Genomic DNA, 16,458 nt, shown 5'->3' with positions numbered 1-16,458 from the left:
CCTCACTTCACGGCCGAAGTGATGGCCTCCGCGATGGACTGCGCGATCTCCTCGGCGGTGGACGGCCGCGCCTGCCCGCCGGCGGGCGTGGCCAGGTTGGCCAGCTCGATCCGGACCGTGCCGCCGGGCTCGACGACGATGGTGAAGCCCTGTTCGACCTGGTTGCGCGCCGCCCGGCGGGACAGCCAGGCCGACAGCGCCTGGATCGCGGCGCCGCTCGCGACGAGCGCCACGGTGATCAGCGTCAGCTCGCCGTAGTGGGTGACCGACCGCTCCGGGCCCTCGACGGTCTCCACCGAGTCGGGCGGCACGGCCTCGGTCAGCTCGTCCAGCTCGATGCCGTGCAGGCCGTCGACCCGCAGAACAGCGTGGCGTCGCATGGGCGTCACCTCCGTGCCGGTCAGAGGAAGGGGACCAGGACTTCCCGCTTGCCGGGGGACTCGTGCACCCGCGGCGGGAACCCGTGCTCCTCCCAGCGCTGATTCAGCGTAGTCAGCAGGGACGGCAAGTCCAGCCCGCGCCGCTGGAAATGCTTCTCCAGCTCGTCGCGGTAGGAATTCATGCTGGCCGCCAGGCCGAGGAGCGCCACCTGCCGCAGGGTCTCGGTCGAGCCGAGCAGCGGCCGGAGCCCGTGGTCGGCCATCAGTTCCGAGCACCGGTCCATCGCGTCGTATCCGGAGCTGTATCGCAACGCGATGTCGTGATAGACCTTGTCGACGACGGATCTCAGGTGCTCCCGGACGTGATCCCGGTTCATCCGCAGGCCCCAGTCCTCCGCGACGATGGTGTCCGCGGTGAACTGGAGGTTGCGGGCCATCGATTCCCGTTGCTCGCGGGAGGCGAAGGACGTCGACAGCGAGTCACGCAGCGCCTGCTTCTGCTCCGGCGACCCCAGGACCACGGTGACGGAGTGCAGTTCGTCGCCGCGGCTGATCGCCGCGACCCGGCTCAGCGCCTGATCGCCCGACATGCCGAGCAGGATGTCCAGGGTGTGCGCGCCCTTTCCCGGGTGGACCAGGTCGTCGGGGGCGACGGTGAGGATCTGGTGGCCCTGCCAGGTGACCGTCCCCCGCTCGTCGACGTCCACCTCGACCGACATGATGGTCACGAACCGGCGGAGGGCCATCAGCGAGTTGAGGCTGTCGACGGCGTGGTGCAGCGCGAAGTCGCTGATCCGCGCGGCCGGGCTGGACCGGAAGTCGTCGATCCGTTCCTGGATCAGCCTGCGCGCCTCGTGATGCTGGCCGGGCGTGCGCAGCATCCCCGCCCCCTCGACGGGACCAGCGCTGTCCAGCGCGTCCTCGAAGGCGGTGAGGTCCGCCGGGGTGGCCTCGAAGAACTCGCTCATCCTGGCGTTGAAGCGGCCGAGCAGCCGGTTCGTGCTCAGCACGCAGTTGTTGATCGGCGGCGCCAGGAGTTCGGCGGCCAGGTCCAGGTCCTCGAAGAAGAAGTTCCGCACGTAGGTCAGCACCATGTCGGACTCCCCGTACAGCCGCGGGTCCTGCCGGAAGAGGTTGCGCCACATGCTCTTGACCGCGAGGTAGCCGGGCAGGTAACCGCCGCCCGTGCTGCGGAAGGGTGCCCGCAGCAGCGAGGCCTTGGTGGTGACGGCCCACTCGCTCAGGCGGGCGTCGTAGAGGATCTGACTGGCGATCATCGTGGTGGAGAAGGGCTCGATGAAGCCGCGCTCCCCCTGCTCCGCGAAACGCTCCGGGCCCCCGAAGTTCCACGCGACCGCCAGCGGCAGCGGGCTCCAGGCCCGGCTGGCGAACCGGGACACCGCGTCGTACTCGGCGAACAGGGCGAGCCCCTCGGCGAGCGGCCGGAACAGCTCGCTGACGGCCTCCAGCCGGATGACGTCGTCGTGGATGTGCAGGCCGAGCTGATCCCGTACGGTCCGCACCGTGCCGCCCAGGCGCGGGCGCGGATCACCGACCAGGGCGCGGACCGCCTGGCCCAGCAGCTGCAACATCAGGGTGGGCGACGCCTTGCCCGGTGCGGCGCGCTGCGCCGGATCCGGCTCGTCCTGGAGCATCAGGTACGCCATGGCGTTGAGTTCGGCGCGCCCGGCCACGTACATCTGCGCGTGGACCACCGCCGAGTTGAAGCACCAGTTGTGCGTGGCCTCGTGCAGGAAGGTCAGCAGGCGGTCGTTGCCGGACGCGATCGGCGTCAGCCACGGCCGGGGATCCTCTCCGGGCGCCGGCGTGATCCGGGTGACGTTGCTGATCCAGTCCGTGACACCGGAACCATCGCCGGAACAGTGCAATGCGACTGCCATGCTTCACTGTCGTCACCAGCAGCCACGGCGGCCATCGTGCAGTCGCCAAGCGGACACGGGGTGGATGTCCAATCGAGGACATTCCGCTGACGGCCACCCGGCACCCGCGCCGCCCCGGCCCTCCGCGGAGGGCCGGGGCGGGCTGTGCCGGGGGTACGGGCGTCACACGCCGCGCGGGGCGACGGTGAGGCTGGTGAGGACGCTGCCCCGGCCGAGCTTGCCGATGAGCCGGGCCTTGCCGGTGGTCAGGTTCACCGAGTAGATCCGGCTGCCGCCGGAGCGGGAGAACGCCGCGATGGCGTCCCCGTCGGCCGCGATGTCGAAACCGCCGGCGCTGTCGACGTTCAGCTTCAGCTTGCCGGTGGTGCGCAGGGTGCCGTCGTTCGGCGGGTTCTGGACCGCCAGCGCGTCGGTGCCGGTGTCGACGTCATACAGGATCGTGCTCGCCGTGCCCGCCCGGTTGTTGGTGTACGCCGCGTGCGCCACCTTGGGCTTGGTGCCGGCGTTCCGGTCGCCGGCGGCGTACGCCAGCGGCTTGTCCACGCCCGCCACGGCCCCGGTGTCGGGGACGAGGCGCAGGTTCTGCCCGGTCGAGGTGACCACGCGCAGCCGGTCGACCACGGGGTTCACATCAAGACCCACCCCATTTCCGTACGCGGCCGGGCTGAACGGGGTGCCCACCGCGGTGGCGGCCGCGGTCCCCGGGTTGACCGTGTAGATCTGGTTGGTGCTGCCGAGCGCGTACAGCTGCCCGTTCGCCGGCCGCACGTCGATGCCCAGCACCTTCTCACCGGACGCCAGCCCGGTGATCGGCCGCTGCGCACGGATCCGCAGGGTGTCGCGGTCGAAGCTCACCAGGTCGTTCCTGGCCGTGGTGGCGTAGACCGTGACCGGAGCGCCGGCCGAGGCGGCGATGCCGACGACGGTGCCGGGCAGCTTCGCCTTGGCGGTCGCCCGGCCGCTGCGCAGGTCGACGCGGACCAGCCGGGTGCCGTCGCCGCCCTTGATCCGGACCGCGGCCAGCGCGGTGTAGTCCGCCTCGCGGAACGTCGCGCCCTTGGCGGCGCCCACGATGTCGAAGCCGTCCAGGCCCACGACGTCGATGCCGAGCCGGCCGACCGGGAAGAGCATGCCGGTGTTCGGCGAGACGACCGGGGTGACGCCGGGCTTGGTGCCCTGCAGCACCAGGCTGTCCTTGGTGCTGTCGATGTCGTACAGGGCGGTCGAGGTGGCGCCCGCGACGCTGTTGGTGTAGCCGGCGGCCGTCACACCCTTGCGGCTCAGTGCGGTGTCGACGCCCGCCACCGCACCGGTTGTCGGGTCGATGCGCAGGTTCTGCCCGGTGTCGCTGACGATGCGCAACCGGTCGACGGTGGGGTTGAAGTCGACGCCGAACCGCTTGCCGGACAGCGCGGTCGCGAACGGGGCGCCGACCGGGCCGGCCGCGCCGCTGATCGGGTCGATCACGTACAGCCGGCCGGTGCTGCCGACGGCGTACAACTGGCCGTTCGCCGGCCGGGTGTCGATGCCCAGCAGGCGCTCGCCGCCGGCGAGGCCGGTGATGGCCACGTTGAGCTCCTGCCGGCCGGTGCCCAGCTTGTCGAACCGGTAGAGGCGGTTGTCCTGGGTGACGACGAAGAGGTCACCGCGGTTGCCGTAGCCGTCACCCGCCGTGCTCTTCGCCCCGACAAGCTCGGTCGCCGGCTCGTCGGCGCCCGAGAACGGCGTACCGATCGAGACCGTCCCCGTCGCTACCGCGACGATCGCCGCTCCCGCGGCCAGGGCGGTCGCGGCCAGCGACACCCGCTTGACCGTTCCTACTCTCGAACGCATCAGGTTCCTCCCTCAGTGCCCCGGCCGTCCGGCCGGCTTCTGTCGGGACTTCGGAGCGGCGCCCGGGGTCGATGGGTGCGGGTGGCCGAGTGGCACGAACGGGGGAGAAAACCCGATCACGCGCCGAGGTGGTCGAGCCGCTCCCGGAGCTGCGCGGCGTCGGGATGGCCGAGCTCGTCGAAGATGGACAGCGCCTGATGCCAGGTCCGGCGGGCGGCCTCCGGCTCGCCGGCGGCATGCTGGGTGTCTCCGATGTGCACCAAGGTGTCGGCCTCGTAGTAGCGGTCGCCGACCTCGCGGCTCAGCCGCAACGCTTCCTGGTAGGCGTCCTTGGCCGGCCCGAACTGGCCGAGCCGATACCGGGCATAGCCGATGCTGTCCAAGGTGATCGCCATACTCGCCCGGTCATCGACCTGACGCTGCAACGCCAGCGCTTGCTGGCAATAGTCGAGGGCCAGCAGGCAGTCGTCGAGCTGGAGGTGATACCAGCCCAGGTTGTTGAGGGCGATGCCCTCGCCGCGCGGGTCCCCCGCGATCCGGAAGAGCTCGAGCGACCGTTCGGCGGGCTTGATCGCATCGCGGTGGCGGGACTGCTGCTCGGCGAGATAGCCGAGATTTCCGTGGATGTTGGCCTGTCCGCTGTCATCTCCGAGCTGCTCGTAGATCTCCAGGGCCACCCGCGTGGGTGCGTCGGCTTCGTCGAATCGATGCAGCCGGACGTAGGCGCGGCCGAGGTGCCGGCAGGTGAGCGCCTGCCCGGGCAGGTCGGCCGCGCGGCGGGCGGCGGCCAGGGCGGTCGTCAGGACCGCGACCCAGTCCAGCCAGTGCCCCCGCCGGTCCAGATAGTCCACCAGGCTCCAGGCGATCTGCCAGCTGTGGACGTCTCGCCCGGTGGACCCGGCGAAGTCGACGGCAGCGACCAGCACGCGATGCTCGGCGTCGAACCAGGCCCGCGCCTCGGCCCCGTCGATCAGCCGCTTCGGCGTAACCGCGGGCCGGACCGGCGCGATGACCGGCGGATAGCAGTGCGGATTCAGCAGGATGGCGGCACGGTGCCCGGTCTGCAGGTAGTGGTCCAGCGAACGGTCGATCGCATCGTCCCGCTCGGCCGCCGAGTCGACGGTGTGGGCGAGTTCGGCGGCGTACACCCGGAGCAGGTCGTGGAAGGCGTACCGGGTGGGCACGTGCTCGTCGAGCAGGCTCGCGCGCACCAGCTCGGCCAGCGCCTGCCGCGCCTCGGCGGCCGGAACCCCGGCCAGGCTCGCCGCGGCGGCCTCGCCGATGTCCGGGCCGGGGTGCAGACCCAGCAGCCGGAACATCCGCGCGGCCTGCGGCCCGAGCCGCAGATAAGACCACGAGAACACCGCCCGGACGTCGGCGGCCGCGTCTCCCCCGTGCCACACCCGCAGGCCGCCGTCGTTCTCGCGCAGCTCGCCGGCCAGCGCCGTCAGGGGAAAGCTGGGATGGACGGCGCCACGGGCGGCCACCACCACCAAGGCCAACGGCAGCCGGGCGCAGGCTGCGATGATGTCCTCCACCCCGGCCGGCTCCGCCTCCACCCGGGCCGCGCCGAGGCGGGTGGCCAGCAACTGGCGGGCTTCGGCGGGACTGAGCCGATCCAGCCTGATGGGGTGGGCGCCCTCGTTCGCGACCAGGCTGGTGAGCTGGTCGCGGCTGGTGACCAGGGCCAGGCAGCCCGGCGCGGCGGGCAACAGCGGACGGATCTGGTCGGCCGTGGCGGCATTGTCCAGCAGGACCAGCATCTGCCGGTCCGCCAGCAGGCTGCGGTAGAGGCCCACCTGGGCGTCCTGCCCGGCCGGAATGCCGAGCGGCGGCACGCCGAGCGCGTCGAGAAACATCCGGATGGCCTCGGCCGGCGTCATCGCCGACCCGGCGGCGGCGAAGCCCCTCAGGTTGACGTACAACTGGCCGTCGGGGAACCGCTCCGCGACCCGACGGGCCCAGTGCACGGCCACGGCGGTCTTGCCCGCCCCCGCCGTGCCGGACACGGCCGCGATCACAGCGCCCTCGGTGGCCGCATCCAGCAACTCGTCGAGCCGGTCGAGCACGGCCTCGCGGCCGGTGAACCCGGCAACCCCACCGGGCAGCTGACGGGGAACCACCCGCGCCGGGGCGGCACCGGCACGCAGCAGCTCCTCCACCCCGTCCCGGGCGGTGGCCAGAGCGCCCTGCTCGGCCGCGGTGGCGCCCAGCAGCCGCACCAGGATGTCGAGACGGTCGGTGGGCGGCAGGACCTTGCCGGTGAGATATGCCCCGATGATGCCGTGCGACCAGCCGGTCCGGGCGGCCAGCTCGCGATAGGTCAGCGGGGCAGCACCGCGCTGATGCGCCTGACGGCGTCGCAGCCAGCGCAACCGCAGGGCCAGATCGGCGACGCTCGCGGCATGGGTCAGTGAGGGCTGGTCCGAACCGTCCCACTCCGTCGCCAAGCTCCGCACACCCATCCCCCGGGAACAGCCGAAATATAGCCGAGAAGCCCGGCCGACGGCATGCGAGCGTCCCAGCAGGCGGGCAGCACACGCCATGACCTGGTCGCCGGTAGGGCGCCACCGGGACGGGTCTCGAAGGCCGCCGCGATGTCCCCCAAACGAGGCCGTGGGAACGGACCACTCCATGATCGGACATCCCGTAGGGTAGCGGCGCTTGCTGTTTCGGCGTTAGGAGTCCGTGGACATGCCCGAGCTGCCCCGCGCCGTCTGGCGCCGCAGCGCCCGCTGCGTCAGCGACCATCACTGCGTCGAGATCGCCGACCTCGGCGACGCGGTCGGCCTGCGAAATTCACAGCGTTCGGAGCTCTCGTTGACCTTCTCGAAGCAGGTCTGGCGGGGTTTTGTCGACCGAGTCAAGGCCGGCGACTTCCACTCCGTACAGGATTGATCAGGGCGCCGTCGGGCGGTCGTTGATATCGTCCGCATCGACGAGATGCCGCCGCGGAGGCTTGGCCCGCCGCCGACTCGGCTGACAGAATTCGCGGGTTCGCGTCGGCGGGCCCGCATGGATGGCCCGCAAATACTCCTCGTTGATCACTACGACAAAGCGCCCCCGCCGATTGGTCAGCCTGGCCCGCATCTGCCACTGGCCGTGCTGGTGCCAGAACAGTCGAGGGATCTCGCTCTGAAAGAAGCTCCCCAGGTAGGCACGCGCCTGCGCCTCGGACAGATCCCTCAGCTCCCAGGCGATCTTCCACGACTTGATCATCCGGTTGCAGTAGTAGAACAACGCCTCGTCTATCTCATCCGGCGCCATCCGGGCTCCCCAGCACTGCCGGTACATGGGCTCGTCCATAGCCAACTGCACCAGTTCGTCGGTCATGTCGAAAAGGGCCTGCAGCCGAGCGCGGTGGGCCTGCCGATACTGCCCAAGGACCACCACGCCGAGAGCAACAGCCGAGATCACCGCCGAGGCAGCCCCGTACGCCTGGCCGATGTCGCTGATCCGGGAATAGTCGCCCTCCGAGGTGAACAAGCGTCCCAGGATGAGTGGGATCAAGAGCACGCCGACCAAGGCCAGCGCGAAGGCGAATGCAGCGATCATCAACACGAGCAGTCGACGGAAGGTGCTTCTGTCGTGATCCTTCAGGTTCGGAGAATCCGAAGCTCTCATCTCGACTCCCGGAGCGCTTTTCCGCCAGTGTGCCTCCCGAATGCGAGCTCAGCCGCATTCATTCACTCTTCAAAATTTTGGCTAGATAGCAGTCTGCCAGCACGCAATGAGACTCTTCCCGCATTGACATAGTGCAACCGAAACCGTGATTCAATTCCGGCCAGAGCTACGAGGCGGTGGAAGCTCACCCGTACTCTGGTTGCGGTTCGGCACGGCTGGAACGGATCCGGCAGGCACGACCGTATCGTTGCGGCCAGGTCGCCGCATCGCCGACGCCGGATGCCGCATCTCAGGCAACCTGGGAAAGGGGTTCGGTCCGATGGGCTTCATGAAGGCCGTCACCTACACCCGCTACGGCGGGCCTGAGGTCCTGCGACTGGCCGACGTGCCCATGCCCGTCCCGGGCGACCAGGACGTCCTGATCAGGGTGCGGGCGGCCGAGGCGACCAAAGGCGACTGTGAGCTCAGGAGCTTCCGGTATTCGGTGAAATGGTTCTGGCTGCCGCTCCGGGTCGCGGTGGGAATCAGCAGGCCGAGGCGTCGCATCCTGGGCATGTACTTCGCCGGTGAGGTGGTGTCGGTGGGTGGGCGGGTCACCCGCTTCGCCCCCGGCGACCAGGTCTACGGCTCCGCCGGCCTGCGCCAGGGCGCCTACGGCGAATACGTCGCCCTGCCCGACCGCGCCACCATCGGACCCAAGCCACGGACCATGACCTTCGCCGAGGCCGCCGCTGTCCCGCTCGGCGGGCTCAACGCCCTGCACTTCATGCGGCGCGCGAGCATCAAACCCGGGGAGCAGGTGCTGATCAACGGGGCCGGCGGCAGCATCGGCGCCCATGCCGTCCAGATCGCCCACTCGATGGGCGCGCAGGTCACCGCGGTCGACCACGGGATCAAGGAAGACCTCGTCCGAGCCCTCGGGGCCGGCGATTTCCTCGACTACACCACCGGCGACGTCACGACCACCGGGCGAAGGTTCGACGTCATCTTCGACATGGTCCCCGGGAGCCCCTACCGCCGTCTTGTCGACATGCTCAACCCGGGCGGTCGCTACCTCAATGGAAACCCCCGGCTGTCGGTGCTCGCCCGCTCGGTGCTGACCACCCGCTTCACCGACAAGACCGTCACTGTGGCGTTTGCCCCCGAAACAACGGAAGACCTGGCAACGCTCACCGAGATGATCGAAGCCGGCGAGATCCAGTCGATCGTCGACCGGGTCTACCCGATGACGGAGGCGGCGGCTGCCCACCGCCGGGTCGAAACCGAGCAACGACTGGGGGCGATCGTCCTCACCATCGGCGAGCCGGCCGGGCCGACCGGCCCGTGATCGCGTGGCGGCCGGAGACCGAGCCGTCCGTGCGGCAGGGAAGAGCACGCGGTGCGATGATTCACGAGTGACGATCACGGCCGGCTTGGTGGTGTGGGATGTTGACGGCACGCTCACTCCCGCTGACCTGCGCCGGCTTCGCAGAGCCATCGCTGCGGCGCCATCGCGTGAGGGACCCCGCCGACGGGGTTTCGAAGGCCGCCGCGAACATCCGGGCCGCGACCAGGCAGATCGGCACCGCCAGCGCCAGCGTGACCCAGAATGCCGGCAGGCCCGGCCCGGCGTGCGGCGCCACGATCCGGCGGCTGATCAGCGCGACGATCGGCAGATGGATCAGGTAGAGGCTGAACGAGCAGCCGCCGAGCGCGCGCAGTGGCCCGCTGTCCAGCAGCCGGACCAGCCCGGCCGGGCGCCGGGTAGCCACCGCGGCCAGGAGCATGGCGATCGCCGGGCCGGCCGCGAGGTCCACCCAGTAGTAGTGCCGCACGGTCCAGACGGAGCCTTGGACGGCCATCAGCAGCAGCACCGGCGCGGCGGCCAGGGCGGCCAGCCGGCACCACGGCAGGCGGCGGATCCGGTCGCGGGCGGTGACGATGCCGGCCGCCAGGACGCCGAGGGTGAACAGCGGCGCGAGCTCCAGCGCGTACCCCGTGGTTTTGTCTGTTGTGGACACCTCCGGGCGGAGCAGGCCGATCAGCATGACCGGCACGGTGACGGCGGCGAGCATCGCCGTCGCGCCGGCGCGGCGGCGGAGCAGCAGCAGGAACGGGAACACCAGGTACAGGCCGGCCTCCACCGCGATCGACCAGAACGCGCCGTTCGGTGCCGGAGCCGCGAGGAAGTCCTGCATCAGCAGGCCGTAGACGGCTACCGACCGGACGGTCGGCGGCGCGCTCAGCGGCAGGGACGGCACCGCGCTCGCGATCATGAGGCTGACCGCCAGCGCCGCCCAGTACGGCGGCAGGATGCGGCGCGCCCGCCGCCGGGCGAACCGGAGCGCGCCACCGAGGCGCCAACCGTCGCGGGCCGGCGAGATGGCCAGCGAGAAGCCCGACAGCACGATGAACGCGACGACCGCGAGGCGCCCGTGGGTCAGCCAGCCGAGCCAGCCCGGGCCGGTGTTGGCCGGGTAGCCGGGGAAGGTCAGCAGCCAGCAGTGGTGCACCACCACATACAGGGCGGCCAGACCGCGCATCCCGTCGAGCCCCACCACCCGGAGGCCGCCGGGCGCGCACGGCGAAACGACCGTCAAGACGTGCTCCTGTCCACAGTGGGGATCGCGCGCACGCTTGCGCCCGGGCGCGGCGAGAAGCCGGTCCGTTGGTCAAGGACGAGGTGTGTGCCTTACAGCGTGTGCCTTACGGCGTGTCCACCCGCCGCCATTTCCAGCCGTCGTCGGAGAGCAGCAGGCCCGGCGACAGGGCCAGCAGGTAGCGACCGGCCGCCGGATGCGACACGATCGGGACCTGCCGCCGCAGCTCGGCCGGGAACCCGGGCAGGGTGACCGCGGCATAGCCGCCACCACCGTCACGGTCGGCGAGGAATCCCTGGCCGGTGTTGACGACGTGCCCGCCGTCGGCGGTGACGAAGCCCGCGTCCGGGACCTCGGGCACCGAGTCGCCGGATACCCAGGACGCGCCGCCGTCGGTGGTGCGGTGGGTGTCCTTGCGGAGGTCCGCGCGGTAGGTCAGCACGTACGCCGTCCCGTTCGGGCCGGCCGCCACCGTCGGCAGGTACATCGTCGCGATCATCCCGTCGTGCGCCTCGGCCGCTACGCCGTCGGTGAACACGCGCGTACGCCAGGTCCGGCCGCCGTCGGAGCTTGCCGCCACGGCCGGCTTGCGGGTGGCCGGGTCCAGGCCGGGCACCCACAACCCGGCGCTGAGCGGCACGCTCGTCTGGCCCGCCCACCCGGATTCGACAGTGATCCCGGGCGGCTGGTCGGCCAGCGGCGCGAACCGGCCGCTGACCGGGTTCACCGCGTAGATCCGGCACGGTGACGCCGGCCCGAGCAGCCCGCAGTCGACCGGCCGGGTCCCCGGCAGGACAGCGGCCACCGGTTCCGGGTCGATCGCGGCCCGGCGCCACGTCCGCCCGCCGTCGACCGTGATCCAGAGCCCCTGATTCGCCGACGGGCCCCGGCCACCATCCGTCGTCCCCGACGGCGAGGTCCGCAAGTCCTCCAGCTTGATCGAGCGTCTTTCCTTCCAAGCGAGGATGCCGTTGCCCAGCTCGACGATCAGGGCGGTTCGCACGTCGCCCGAAGTGTCCGACGTGTCCGGCGCGGGCGGCACCGGGCGCCGCTGCCAGGTGGCGCCGGCGTCCGGCGAGGCGTACAGCTGCGGGCCGCACTCCCGGCAGCGTTCCACCACCGCGTACAGGTCTTTGCTTCCCGTGGCCGCGACGCTGGTCACCCGCGGCCAGCCGGTGTCGGCGGCGCTGGTGGCCGGCGTCGGGACGGCGACCGGCGAGCCGCCGCGCGACCCGGTCGTGGCCACGTACCCCAGGCCGGTCACGACCAGCACCGCGACCGCCGCCGCGGCGCTCGACGCGGCGGTGCGGCGCCGGCGCACCCGGCGCGCGCGCCGCCGGATGTCGGCGAAGCCGGGCTGCCGGACCGCGTCGTCGGCGTAGGCGCGCAGTTCCTCGAACTGCGGTGCACGCATGCGTGGCTCCTCGAACTGCGATTCACGCATGACGTGCCTCCTCGGGCAGCGGGGCGGGGTCGTCGTCGGCGAGGAAGCGGGCGAGCGCGGCCCGGCCGCGGGCCAGCCGCGCCTTGACCGTGCCCACCGGCACGCCGAGCGTGGCGGCGATCTCGCCGACGGGCAGGTCGGCCAGGTGGTGCAGCACGACCGCCTCGCGGGTCGCCGGCGCCAGCCGGCGCAGCGCGGCCAGCAGTGCCACCCGGTCGGCGGACAGCCCCGGCACGGCCGGCGGGGCCGCCTCGACCCGGCCCGCGCGGACGAGCCGGTCGAAGAGCCACCGGCGGCGGTAGCGGGTGCGGGCGACGTTGAGGGCCACCACGCGCAGCCACCGCTCGGAGTCGTCGGCGTCGAGGAAGGATGCCGGCGCGGCCAGCACCCGCGCGAACGCCTCCTGCACCGCGTCCTCCGCCTCGGCCAGGTCACCGATCAGGCCGAACACCTGCCCCACCAGCCGCCGGTAGTAGACCTCGTACGCCTGGCGCACTGAGTCCTCGGCTTCCACAGTTCTCCCCGGTCGACGGTCGTTTGGGAAAGGACCAACGGCGCGGCCGCGCGGTTGCGTCCCGCAGGCGATTTTCTCGACGGTACGGCGGACGGGCTCAGCGGCGAGGGAACAGCCTGGCGTGGAGCTCCGCGGTCTCCGGCGACGGTGGCACGCCCAGTTGCTCCTCCAGGAGGCCGACGAGGTGCTCGTACTGGCGCAGCGCACGCCCCCGGTCGCCCAGCGCGGCGTGGCACCGCATCAGCCCCCGGTGCGCCGCCTCCAGCAGCGGATCGTGCGCCACCAGACGGGCGAAGACCTCGGCGGCCTCGGCGAAGCGGCGGCCCTTGGCCAGCAGACCGCCAAGCGTACGGAGCACGTGCTCGTATTCGCGCCGCAGCTCCTCGCGGTGCGGCTCGGCCCACGCACCGACCGGCACGTCGCCCAGGAAGTCGCCGGGGTAGCGCGCCGCGGCTTCGGTCAGCGCGCCGATCGCCGCCGGGGTGCCGTCGTGACCGCGGGCCGCCGCGGCGGCCGTCCGGAAGTCCTCGACGTCATACCGCAGGGGCAGCACTGGCTCGACCCGGTAGGTGCCGCCGGCGTATCGCACCCGCGCCGCGTCGCCCAGCGCGCGGCGCAGGAACCGCAGGCAGGTGTGGAAGCTGTTGCGCAGCTCAGTGCCGGAGGCCTCCGGCCACAACGCCAGCCCGATCTCGGATTTCCGGCTGCCGGGCCTGGTCAGCAGGTAGAACAGCAGCTCGCGCGGTTTGGCGTAGGTCCAGTCCTCCGGGGTGAGCTCCCGGCCCGACACCGCGACCAGGCCGCGGCCCAGCGCGCGGGCGACGAACTCGGCCGCGGGCGCGGCCTCGGCGAGCGCGGCCGGTTCCCCGCCGAGCACGGCCGGTTCCCCGCCGAGCACGGCCGCGACGGCTTGTTCCACCGACAGGGCGCGCCCTTCCATGCTCGCGCGCTCCACCTGGGCCGGGCTCAGCGCGGCGTGCACCGCCCGCGACCGCTGCTCGTGATCGGCGAGGTCGCACGGCGGGACCGGGGTGCCGATCATCTCGCGCAGCCGCGCCGCCGCCGCCAGCAGCCGGGCGCTGCCGGCCGGGTCGTCCTGCTGGCCCGCGAGCGCGTCCAGCACGCACGCCGTACGCCATCGGTCACCCAGCTCGTGGTGCACGCCGAGGCTGTGGCGCAGCAGCCGCACCGCCTCCGCCCGCTCGCCGCGGGCCGCCGCGATGAGCCCGAGTTGTTCCTGCGCCCAGGCGGTCGCCTCGCGCAGGCCGAGCCGGTCGGCGATGGCCAGGCTCTGCCGCAGCAGCGGAATCGCCCCGTCGGGGTCGCCCCGGCGAAAGGTCGCGGCGGCGAGGTCCACGAGGGCGCCCGCCAGACCCTCGTCGTCGCCGAGCTCCCGGAAGCGACGCACCGCGTCGGTGGACGACTCGATCGCCGCGAGGTGGTCGCCCTCCAGCCAGGCGGTGAACCCCATCGACTTGATCGCCCGCGCTTCCGCGGCCGGGTCGCCGCGGCGGCGCCCGACGGCGAGCACCTCCCGGTGGTGTTGCCGGGCCTCCGCATACCGGCCCTGCTCACGGGCGATGCTGGCGAGGCTCTGCAGCGCGGCGGCGGTGCCGCGATCGTCGCCGATCCGGGTGTAGAGCCGGTGGGCCTGCGACAGGCGCGCCACGGCCTGGTCGTATTCGCACTGCAGGAACTCCAGCGTGCCCAGCGCCGTGAGGGCCTTGGCTCGCGCCGCCGGGCCGGTGGTGCCGTCCGTCGCGGCGACGGAGGCCGCCAGCCATTGCCTCCCCTCCGCATATTGCCCGCTGAGCCGCCAGTACCGGCCCAGCGCCCCGGCCAGGCGCGCCCCGAGGCCCGGGTTGTGATGACGGGACCAGCTCAGCGCGGCCCGGATGTTGTTGCGGTCCCGGTGCAGCCCGTCCAGCCACAGCCGCAGGTCGCCGCCGGCGAGGCCGTGCTCGGCGCGTTCCGCGAGCTCCAGCATGAAGCAGGCGTGCCGGATGGCGGTGGTGCCGGCCCGGTCGCCGAGATGCTCCGCGGCATACTGGCGCACGACCTCGAGCAGCCGGTAGCGCTCCTCTTCCCCGTCCGTGCGGGCCTGCACGAGCGACTTGTCGACGAGCCGGCCGAGCAGCTCCAGGGTGTCCAGGACGCCGGCGTCGTCGCCGGCCACGGCCGCCGCGGCGGCGAGGGTGAACCCGCCGCGAAAGACCGACAGCCGCGCGAACAGGTCACGCTCGGCGGCGGGCAGCAGGTCGTAGCTCCAGTCGAGGGTGGCCCGCAGCGTGGCCTGCCGCGCCGGGACGTCGCGGCCGGTGGTCACCAGCAGCGACACCGCGTCGTCGAGCCACCCGACGATCCGCGGCAGCGGCAGGACCCGTAACCGCGCGGCGGCGAGCTCCAGCGCGAGCGGCATGCCGTCCAGCCGGCGGCAGAGCCGGGCGAGGTCGGCGGCGTTGGCGTCGGTCACCGCGAAGCCGGGCAGCACCAGCCGGGCCCGGTCGGTGAACAGCCGCACCGCCTGGCTGCCGGCGAGGTCGGCGGCCCGCGGCGCGGGCAGATCATCCGGTACGGACAGACCCTCCAGCCACCACGTGGTCTCCCCCGCCGCGGCCAGCGGCTCCCGGCTGGTCGTGAGGATCCGCAGCGCCGGGCAGGCCCGCAGCAGCTCGCCCGCCAGGGCCGCGCACTCCGCGACGAGGTGCTCGCAGTTGTCCAGCACGAGCAGGCCGTCCCGCTCGCGCAGCTGCCCGACGATCACCTCCAGCAGGGACTGGCCGGGCACCTCGACCGCCCGCACCGCGTCGGCCAGCGCGGACAGCAGCAGGGCCGGCCGGTCGAGCTGGGCGAGCGACACCCACCAGGTGGGCTGCCCGCCGGTCGCGGCGAGCCGGTCGCGGACCACGTGCGCCAGCCGGGTCTTGCCGCTTCCGCCCGGGCCGACCAGGCTCAGCAGCCGGGTCCGGCGCGCGGCGGCCAGCAGGGCGGCGATCTCGGCCTCGCGCCCGACGAAGCGGGTCAGCGGTGCGCCGGCCGCGGACGGCGCGACGGCGGTGTGCGGTGGTGTTACGGCTGTTCCGACGGTCATCTGCACGGCTCCGGCGCCGGGGACAGGGCGGCTCACCGCGAACGGCGAGCCGCGCTCCAGAGTCGAACCTCCCACCGAAACGGTCAAGGCGATTGTCGGTTACCCGGCCCGTGACCTGCGTCCCCTCGCGTCTCCCCGCACACCACCCCGCGTCGCCCCCCGCAGCCGCACCGCAGCATCGATTCGTTCACGGCGCCCGGATGCCCGGGCCCACCACCACCGAGGGAGTACCCACCGATGCGCACCAACCCGTTCCGCCGGCGCCTGCTCCAGCTCGCCGTCTCCGTGGCCGTCGTGCCGGCGGCGCTGCTGCCGCTCACGGCGAACCCGGCGGCGGCCGGCAAGGCTGCCGCCGCCGAGACGTTCACCAAGGTCGAGGGCGCCGCCGCCGACGCGGCGGGTCTGCAGCCGACCGTCGACCTCTACCGCACCCTGCTGGGCGATCCCAACAACGGCAGTACGCCGGGCAGCCAGCCGGCGGGGCGCCGCGAGATCAACTGGGACGGCACGCCGGACGCCCAGTCGGCGCCGAACCAGCTGCCGCGCGACTTCTTCAACACGACCGTGCCCCGCGGCGCCGTATTCTCCTCCGGCGCGGGCAGCAAGTTCCAGGTGAGCGCCGACTCCGACAACCCGACGCTCACGCCCGTGCGCTTCGGCAACCTCAACGCCCAGTACCCGAACATCTTCGGCACGTTCAGCCCGCAGCGGCTGTTCACCCCGCTGGGCACCAACCAGATGAGCATCAAGTTCTTCAGCCCCGGCACGACCACGCCGGCCACGGTGAAGGGCTTCGGCGCCGTCTTCACCGACGTCGACAAGGCGAACACCACCAAGATCGAGCTGTACGACCAGTGGGGCACCCGCCTCTGGTGGCAGGCCGTGCCCAAGGGTCCGACCGCGTCCAAGAGCCTGTCCTTCCTGGGCGTGAAGACCAGCGCGGACGTCTACGAGGTGCGCATCACCACCGGAAACGCGTGGCTGAGCAGCACCAACACCGACACCTCGGCGCGTGACGTGGTCGTCATGGACGACTTCCTCTACGGCGAGCCCACCGCACTGTCCTGATCGGAACACCCGCGAACTGGCGGG

Annotated in this window: 12 protein-coding genes; 3 read left to right on the top strand and 9 right to left on the bottom strand. The window is 72.3% G+C overall.

The genetic code is table 11. The annotated features are described in order from the left end of the window. Positions 1 to 2: 2 nt before the first annotated feature. The 4 genes from DMB66_RS41730 to DMB66_RS41715 form a co-directional block, all read right to left on the bottom strand. Positions 3 to 380 (bottom strand): hypothetical protein, encoded by a 378-nt coding sequence (locus DMB66_RS41730; RefSeq protein WP_125809656.1) that lies wholly within the window; start codon positions 378 to 380, stop codon positions 3 to 5. 20 nt (positions 381 to 400) lie between these two features. Further along, the gene (locus tag DMB66_RS41725) at positions 401 to 2,281 is read right to left on the bottom strand and encodes a hypothetical protein (RefSeq protein WP_125809655.1); all 1,881 of its coding nucleotides are present in this window, start codon (positions 2,279 to 2,281) and stop codon (positions 401 to 403) included. 162 nt (positions 2,282 to 2,443) lie between these two features. After that, positions 2,444 to 4,114, bottom strand: coding sequence for a DUF4394 domain-containing protein (locus tag DMB66_RS41720; RefSeq protein ID WP_125809654.1), 1,671 nt, complete (start codon positions 4,112 to 4,114; stop codon positions 2,444 to 2,446). A gap of 116 nt (positions 4,115 to 4,230) precedes the next feature. Next, the gene (locus tag DMB66_RS41715; RefSeq protein ID WP_158647539.1) at positions 4,231 to 6,564 is read right to left on the bottom strand and encodes a tetratricopeptide repeat protein; all 2,334 of its coding nucleotides are present in this window, start codon (positions 6,562 to 6,564) and stop codon (positions 4,231 to 4,233) included. Positions 6,565 to 6,808: 244 nt separating this feature from the next. Here DMB66_RS41715 and DMB66_RS41710 point away from each other — a divergent pair, with 244 nt between their 5' ends. Next, on the top strand, positions 6,809 to 7,012 hold the full coding sequence (locus tag DMB66_RS41710; protein ID WP_125809652.1) for a DUF397 domain-containing protein: 204 nt from the start codon (positions 6,809 to 6,811) through the stop codon (positions 7,010 to 7,012). On the opposite strand, the gene DMB66_RS41705 is transcribed toward DMB66_RS41710, so the two are convergent. Next, positions 7,013 to 7,738 carry a DUF6082 family protein gene (locus DMB66_RS41705; protein WP_125809651.1) on the bottom strand — a complete coding sequence of 242 codons (726 nt, stop codon included), beginning with the start codon at positions 7,736 to 7,738 and terminating at the stop codon, positions 7,013 to 7,015. Between the two features lie 328 nt (positions 7,739 to 8,066). Here DMB66_RS41705 and DMB66_RS41700 point away from each other — a divergent pair, with 328 nt between their 5' ends. Further along, entirely contained in the window at positions 8,067 to 9,065 is a 999-nt protein-coding gene (locus DMB66_RS41700) for an NAD(P)-dependent alcohol dehydrogenase (RefSeq protein WP_125809670.1), read from the top strand. Between the two features lie 61 nt (positions 9,066 to 9,126). Here DMB66_RS41700 and DMB66_RS41695 read toward each other — a convergent pair whose 3' ends face one another. The 4 genes from DMB66_RS41695 to DMB66_RS41680 all read right to left on the bottom strand — a co-directional run bounded on the left by DMB66_RS41695 (position 9,127) and on the right by DMB66_RS41680 (position 15,366). Further along, positions 9,127 to 10,317 (bottom strand): acyltransferase, encoded by a 1,191-nt coding sequence (locus DMB66_RS41695; RefSeq protein ID WP_199752931.1) that lies wholly within the window; start codon positions 10,315 to 10,317, stop codon positions 9,127 to 9,129. A 106-nt stretch (positions 10,318 to 10,423) separates the two neighbouring features. Continuing rightward, on the bottom strand, positions 10,424 to 11,761 hold the full coding sequence (locus DMB66_RS41690) for a hypothetical protein (protein WP_125809650.1): 1,338 nt from the start codon (positions 11,759 to 11,761) through the stop codon (positions 10,424 to 10,426). Next, complete coding sequence (locus DMB66_RS41685) at positions 11,754 to 12,275, bottom strand: sigma-70 family RNA polymerase sigma factor (protein ID WP_125809649.1); 522 nt, start codon at positions 12,273 to 12,275, stop codon at positions 11,754 to 11,756. Before DMB66_RS41685 ends, DMB66_RS41690 begins: the two co-directional genes overlap by 8 nt. A gap of 97 nt (positions 12,276 to 12,372) precedes the next feature. Then, positions 12,373 to 15,366, bottom strand: coding sequence for a tetratricopeptide repeat protein (locus DMB66_RS41680; RefSeq protein WP_125809648.1), 2,994 nt, complete (start codon positions 15,364 to 15,366; stop codon positions 12,373 to 12,375). Between the two features lie 237 nt (positions 15,367 to 15,603). Here DMB66_RS41680 and DMB66_RS41675 point away from each other — a divergent pair, with 237 nt between their 5' ends. After that, entirely contained in the window at positions 15,604 to 16,434 is an 831-nt protein-coding gene (locus DMB66_RS41675) for a hypothetical protein (protein ID WP_125809647.1), read from the top strand. The last annotated feature ends 24 nt before the right edge of the window (positions 16,435 to 16,458 follow it).

The organism is Actinoplanes sp. ATCC 53533, assembly GCF_003947245.1.
This window is presented reverse-complemented; position numbering and strand designations above follow the sequence as displayed.

Excerpts from the sequence above, each read along its gene's own strand:
- DMB66_RS41730 (WP_125809656.1), bottom strand. The coding sequence starts at position 380 with ATGCGACGCCACGCTGTTCTGCGGGTCGACGGCCTGCACGGCATCGAG.
- DMB66_RS41725 (WP_125809655.1), bottom strand. The coding sequence starts at position 2,281 with ATGGCAGTCGCATTGCACTGTTCCGGCGATGGTTCCGGTGTCACGGAC.
- DMB66_RS41720 (WP_125809654.1), bottom strand. The coding sequence starts at position 4,114 with ATGCGTTCGAGAGTAGGAACGGTCAAGCGGGTGTCGCTGGCCGCGACC.
- DMB66_RS41710 (WP_125809652.1), top strand. The coding sequence starts at position 6,809 with ATGCCCGAGCTGCCCCGCGCCGTCTGGCGCCGCAGCGCCCGCTGCGTC.
- DMB66_RS41705 (WP_125809651.1), bottom strand. The coding sequence starts at position 7,738 with ATGAGAGCTTCGGATTCTCCGAACCTGAAGGATCACGACAGAAGCACC.
- DMB66_RS41700 (WP_125809670.1), top strand. The coding sequence starts at position 8,067 with ATGAAGGCCGTCACCTACACCCGCTACGGCGGGCCTGAGGTCCTGCGA.
- DMB66_RS41690 (WP_125809650.1), bottom strand. The coding sequence starts at position 11,761 with ATGCGTGAATCGCAGTTCGAGGAGCCACGCATGCGTGCACCGCAGTTC.
- DMB66_RS41680 (WP_125809648.1), bottom strand. The coding sequence starts at position 15,366 with ATGACCGTCGGAACAGCCGTAACACCACCGCACACCGCCGTCGCGCCG.
- DMB66_RS41675 (WP_125809647.1), top strand. The coding sequence starts at position 15,604 with ATGCGCACCAACCCGTTCCGCCGGCGCCTGCTCCAGCTCGCCGTCTCC.